The sequence below is a fragment of the Salipiger sp. HF18 genome, assembly GCF_011806505.1.
Classification (GTDB): domain Bacteria; phylum Pseudomonadota; class Alphaproteobacteria; order Rhodobacterales; family Rhodobacteraceae; genus Salipiger; species Salipiger thiooxidans.
In genome coordinates, this window is the sequence record NZ_JAATOS010000313.1 from 1 (window position 1) to 4764 (window position 4764).

The window sequence follows — 4764 nt, forward strand, 5'->3', positions numbered from 1 at the left end:
CCGCGGTGGCCTTGCCGTCATGCACCGCGTAATCCCAGCCGATGTCGTCCACCGCCGTCAGCCAGCGCGCGCCGGCCACCAGCGCGTTGTGGCGCAGGTCCATGGGCGTGGGGCCGGTGTGGGCGGTCTCGCCCTCGAAGCGGGCGCGGATGCCGCGGCTCGGGTAGCCGCCGGTCACCACGCCCACCTCGTAGCCTTCGGCGTCGAGCAGCGGGCCCTGTTCGATGTGCATCTCGAGATAGGCGTCGATCTCGGCGCCGCCGCAGGGGATGTTGCCCTTGTAGCCGATGCGCGAGAGCTCGTCGCCGAAGCGGGCGCCGTCATCGGCGACGAGATCATGCACCCAGCCGGTCTCGTAGCGGCCGACGAAGCAGCCCGAGGCCACCATCGGCGGCGAGAAGCGGGAGCCTTCCTCGTTGGTCCAGTTGACGATGACGATGGGGCGCCGGGTGACGTGGCCCAGATCGTTGAGGCTGCGCACCACCTCGAGCGCCGCCAGCACCCCCGCGATGCCGTCGAAGCGGCCGCCGTTGATCTGCGTGTCGAGGTGGCTGCCGATCATCACCGGCGGCAGCTCGTTCTGGCGACCGTCGCGGCGGGCGAAGATCGAGCCGCATTCGTCGATGCCGATGGTGAGGCCCGCGTCCTCGCACCACTCCACGAAGAGGTCGCGCATGTCGCGGTCCGCATCCGACAGCGCCAGTCGCGACAACCCGCCAGGGCGCCCCATGCCGATCTGGGCCGAGGCTTCGATGGTGCTCCAGTAGCGGTCGAGATCGGCGCGGGCGTCGGGCGAGAAAGGCATCGGTCGGTCCTTGGCTGTGAAAGGGGCGCGAGGCTGTCGGGCCAAGACAAGCACGAGGGCGGTCCGCTCACAAATAGCGCCTGCCTATGGCTGCGATACCTGCGCCGGTGGCCAGGGCGCGTGCCCAGGGTAAAGCCAGTGTGCTAAAATGTTTGCAACTGTTCGAATCTTGGTTAGGGTCGCACGAAACCAGCGGAGCCTTCATGATCGGACCGTCCGGAGCCGCCACCATCGCGGCCATCGCCTTTGACATCGACGGGACGCTGGTCGACAGCGAGCTGCTGCACCTCGACGTGCTGAACGAGGTCTGCGCCGAGACCGGGGTCGACCTGAGCGGCCTCGACGACGATCGCTTCCGCGGCGTGCATCTCGCCGACGTCTGGACCGCGCTGGAACCGCGCCGGCCTGCGGACCTGTCGCACCAGCACTGGACCGACCTCATCGTCGCGCGCTACTGCGCCCGTGCCGGAGAGCTGCGGCCGCTGGCGGGCATGGAAGAGCTGCTGGCGGCGGCGCGCGGGGCAGGTGTCCCCATGGTCTGCGTCTCGAACTCGGTCCGCCGCATCGTCGACGCCAATATCGCGGCCCTCGGCATCGCCGGCGACATCGCGTTCTCCGTCAGCTTCGACGACGTGCCTTACGGCAAGCCTCACCCGGCGCCCTACGTCATGGCGGCCTCGCGTCTCGGTCTCGCGCCCGCCCAGGTCGCGGCCGTCGAGGACAGTCAAACCGGCGCCATCTCGGCCAGCGCCGCCGGGCTGCGGGTCTTCGGCATCGCGACCGAGCATCTCGCGGTGCCCGGCGCCGAGCTGACCGTGGCGCGGCTCGACGAACTCATCACCCCCATTCTGGGCGTCACCGCGCCCGACGCCCTGCCGCAGCCGGGCGATCTGACCAAGGAGCAATGACCATGAAGATCGGAACCGACCTCGCCGGCAAGCGCGCTATCGTGACCGGCGGCGCAAGGGGCATCGGCGCCGCGATCTGCGCGACGCTGGCCGAGCACGGGGTCCGGGTCGCCATCGCCGACCTCGACGAGGCCGCCGCGCGCGAGACCGCCGCCGGGCTGGGCGCGGAGCACATCGGGCTCGGCATCGACGTGCGCCGCCGCGACAGCGTCGACACCGCCTTTGCGCAGGTGACCGAGGCTTTTGGCGGCTACGACATCCTCTGCGCCAACGCCGGGGTCTCGACCATGAACCGGGCGGTGGAGCTGACCGACGAGGAATGGGACTTCAACCTCGACGTCAACACCCGCGGCGTGTTCCTGACCAACCAGATCGCCGCGCGGCATTTCCTTTCGGCGGGCACGGGCGTGATCGTGAACACCGCCTCGCTCGCCGCCAAGATCGGCGCGCCGCTGCTGGCGCATTACTCTGCCTCGAAATTCGCGGTGCTGGGCTGGACGCAGGCGCTGGCGCGCGAGCTGGCCTCGGACGGCATTCGCGTCAACGCGGTCTGCCCGGGCTTCGTGCGCACCGGCATGCAGGAGCGCGAAGTGGCGTGGGAGGCAGAGCTGCGCGGCCTCACCTCCGAGGAGGTCATCGCCGACTACGTCCGCCAGACGCCGCTGGGCCGGCTCGAAGAGCCCGAGGACATCGCAACGCTGGTGGCCTTCCTCGCCTCGGACGCGGCGGGCTTCATGACCGGGCAGGGCATCAACGTGACCGGCGGTGTCTACACCACCTGAGCGGCGCGCTCAGGCCCCGGCGACGATCACCTTGACCTTCGCGGCGGCAAGATCCGCCGCGAGCGCGGGGCCCGGTGCCTCGTCCGTCACCAGCACGTCGAACTGGCCGAGCGTGCCGATCTGCACCAGCGCCATCTCGTCGAACTTCGAGCTGTCCGCCAGCACCACCTTGCGGGTGGCGCGGCTCATGTAGACGCGTTTGATCTCGGTATCCTCGATGGAATAATCGAAGATCCCCTCCGGCGAGATCGACGAGACGCCTATGAAGGCGATGTCGAACCAGAGCTTGCGCGCCTGTTCCAGCGCGATGGGGCCGACCATGGATTTCTCGTTGGGCCGCAGCCTCCCGCCCAGCAGGTAGACCTCGGCCCGGGTGTCGAGCGCCGCGACCCGCAGGTTGTTGGTGAAGACGCGCTGCTGCGCCTCCGCCACCAGCAGCTTGCCGAGTTCGAAGGTGGTCGTGCCCACATCGAGCGCGGTGATCTGGCCCGCCGTCACCAGCCGCGCGGCGGCGCGGGCGATGCGGGCCTTGGCCTCGGCATTGCGCCGGAGGCGTTCGTCGAAGAAGGGCTCGGCGATGCGGGTCTCGGCCTCGGGCTCCGAGGCGATGGCGCCGCCATGGGTGCGCCGCAGGTCGCCGCGTTCCTCGAGCTCCGCGAGATCGCGGCGCACGGTCATCTCGGAGACCTTGAAGGTCTCGGCCAGATCGGCGGAGGACATGAAGCCGTTGTCGCGCACCATCTGCGAGATGCGGTCCTTGCGGACGCGCCCGATCAGCCTGCCGGGCCCCTTCGATGTGGCGGTGCTCATGCTGTGCTGGTCCCTTCCTCAGGTCATAAGGTGCGGCCCACGACCCGGTCCGGTCATAGTCGGATCAATACAAACAGAAAGCAACATTGAAAGGCACAAGCGGCCCCCTGGCGCCGGGTCAGGCGGGCGATGCCTGGCGGTGGAAGAACGGCTTCAGCGCCTCGTAGAGCGCCCGGAAATCGCGGTAGCCTGCGTCGTGCACGGCCTTTGCGACGGGGTCGGGTTCGAACAGCTCGCCATAGGCCACGAGCGTGGTGATCTCGGCCCAGTCGGCGGTGCCAGCGGCGACCGCCGCCACCCAGGCCGCGCCCGCGCAGGAGCCGTGGGCATTGCCCAGCACCTGCACCGGCCGCCCGGCCACGTCGGCCATGATCTGCATCCAGACCCGGCTGGCGCTGCCGCCGTCCGAGGCAAACAGCCGGCGCGGGTGGTGGCCGATCTCTTCGAGCACCTCGAGGTGGTGGCGGAAGGCATAGGCCACGGACTCGAGCAGCGCCCGCCAGAGATGGCCGCGCGTGTGGTTGAGCCCGAGCCCGGTGAAGGTGCCACGGGCGAGCGGGTCGTGGATCGGGGTCTTCTCGCCGAGAAGATAGGGCAGGCAGAGCAGCCCGTCACTGCCCGGTGGCACCGCACCCGCGAGCCGGTCGAGCGTGCGGTGGGGCTTTTCCGCGTCGGGTTCGGGGCCGGGCTCGGGGATCAGCAGGCCCGAGAACCAGTTGAGCGCCGAGCCGGTCGCCGCCATGCAGCCGTTGGGTGCGTAGAGCCCGGGTACGAGGTGGTAATCGAGGAACAGCCGCGGGTCGGCACGCACCGCGTCAGAGATCACGATGATGTCGCCCGCGCCGCCGAATTTCAGCAGCACGTCGCCGGGCGCGGTGAGCCCCGCCGCCAGCGCCGAGGCGATGTGATCCGCAGCCCCGCCGAAGACCGGCAGACCCTCGGGCAGGCCGGTCGCCGCGGCGGCCCCGGCAGTGACCGCGCCGATGACGTCGTGCGAGGCGTGTTTCGGCGGGATCGCCCCGGGCGGCAGATGCGCCAGCGCCACGAGATCCCCGGCGATGGCGTGGTCGGCGAGGTCGATGAACCCGGCCTCGAGCGCCCAGTTGTGCTCGACCCCGCGATGACCGGTGAGGCGCAGGTTGATGAAGTCGTAAGAACCGAAGACCGTGGCGATGCGGGCAAAGACCTCGGGCTCGTGGGTCTCGATCCAGCGCAGCTTCGCGGCCACCAGTTGCTGGTTGATGCCGTTGCCGGTCCGGGCAAGGAAGTCGGCCTCTGGCACCTCGGCGGCAAGCGCCCGCACTTCGGCGCCGCAGCGCCCGTCGCTCTGCTGGATCGAGGGGCGGAGCAGATGACCGTCGGCGTCGAGCAGCACCACCGCGGGCAGCATCCCGGTGACGCAGATGCCGCGCAGGCGGGCGCCCTCGGGCAGGGCCTGCATGACCTCGGCCAGCACCTC

5 protein-coding genes are annotated in these 4764 nt (G+C 70.0%); 2 read left to right on the forward strand and 3 right to left on the reverse strand.

The features are described from left to right. On the reverse strand, positions 1–805 hold an 805-nt coding region (locus HC022_RS19290; protein ID WP_167453499.1), incomplete at its 3' end, for a hydantoinase/carbamoylase family amidase. Positions 806–1008: 203 nt separating this feature from the next. On the opposite strand from HC022_RS19290, the gene HC022_RS19295 reads away from it, so the two are divergent. Beyond that, the gene (locus HC022_RS19295; protein ID WP_167453500.1) at positions 1009–1713 is read left to right on the forward strand and encodes an HAD family phosphatase; all 705 of its coding nucleotides are present in this window, start codon (positions 1009–1011) and stop codon (positions 1711–1713) included. A 2-nt stretch (positions 1714–1715) separates the two neighbouring features. Next, positions 1716–2495: an SDR family NAD(P)-dependent oxidoreductase gene (locus HC022_RS19300; protein WP_175583650.1), complete on the forward strand. Its 780-nt coding sequence runs from the start codon at positions 1716–1718 to the stop codon at positions 2493–2495. Between the two features lie 9 nt (positions 2496–2504). On the opposite strand, the gene HC022_RS19305 is transcribed toward HC022_RS19300, so the two are convergent. Together HC022_RS19305 and HC022_RS19310 are read right to left on the reverse strand one after the other, a co-directional pair. Then, complete coding sequence (locus HC022_RS19305) at positions 2505–3305, reverse strand: DeoR/GlpR family DNA-binding transcription regulator (protein ID WP_167453502.1); 801 nt, start codon at positions 3303–3305, stop codon at positions 2505–2507. Positions 3306–3423: 118 nt separating this feature from the next. Further along, positions 3424–4764, reverse strand: a 1341-nt coding sequence (locus HC022_RS19310; protein ID WP_167453503.1) for an FGGY-family carbohydrate kinase, incomplete at its 5' end; no start/stop codon positions are given.

Coding starts and splice junctions, on each gene's coding strand:
- HC022_RS19300 (WP_175583650.1), top strand. CDS start 1,716: ATGAAGATCGGAACCGACCTCGCCGGCAAGCGCGCTATCGTGACCGGC.
- HC022_RS19305 (WP_167453502.1), bottom strand. CDS start 3,305: ATGAGCACCGCCACATCGAAGGGGCCCGGCAGGCTGATCGGGCGCGTC.
- HC022_RS19295 (WP_167453500.1), top strand. CDS start 1,009: ATGATCGGACCGTCCGGAGCCGCCACCATCGCGGCCATCGCCTTTGAC.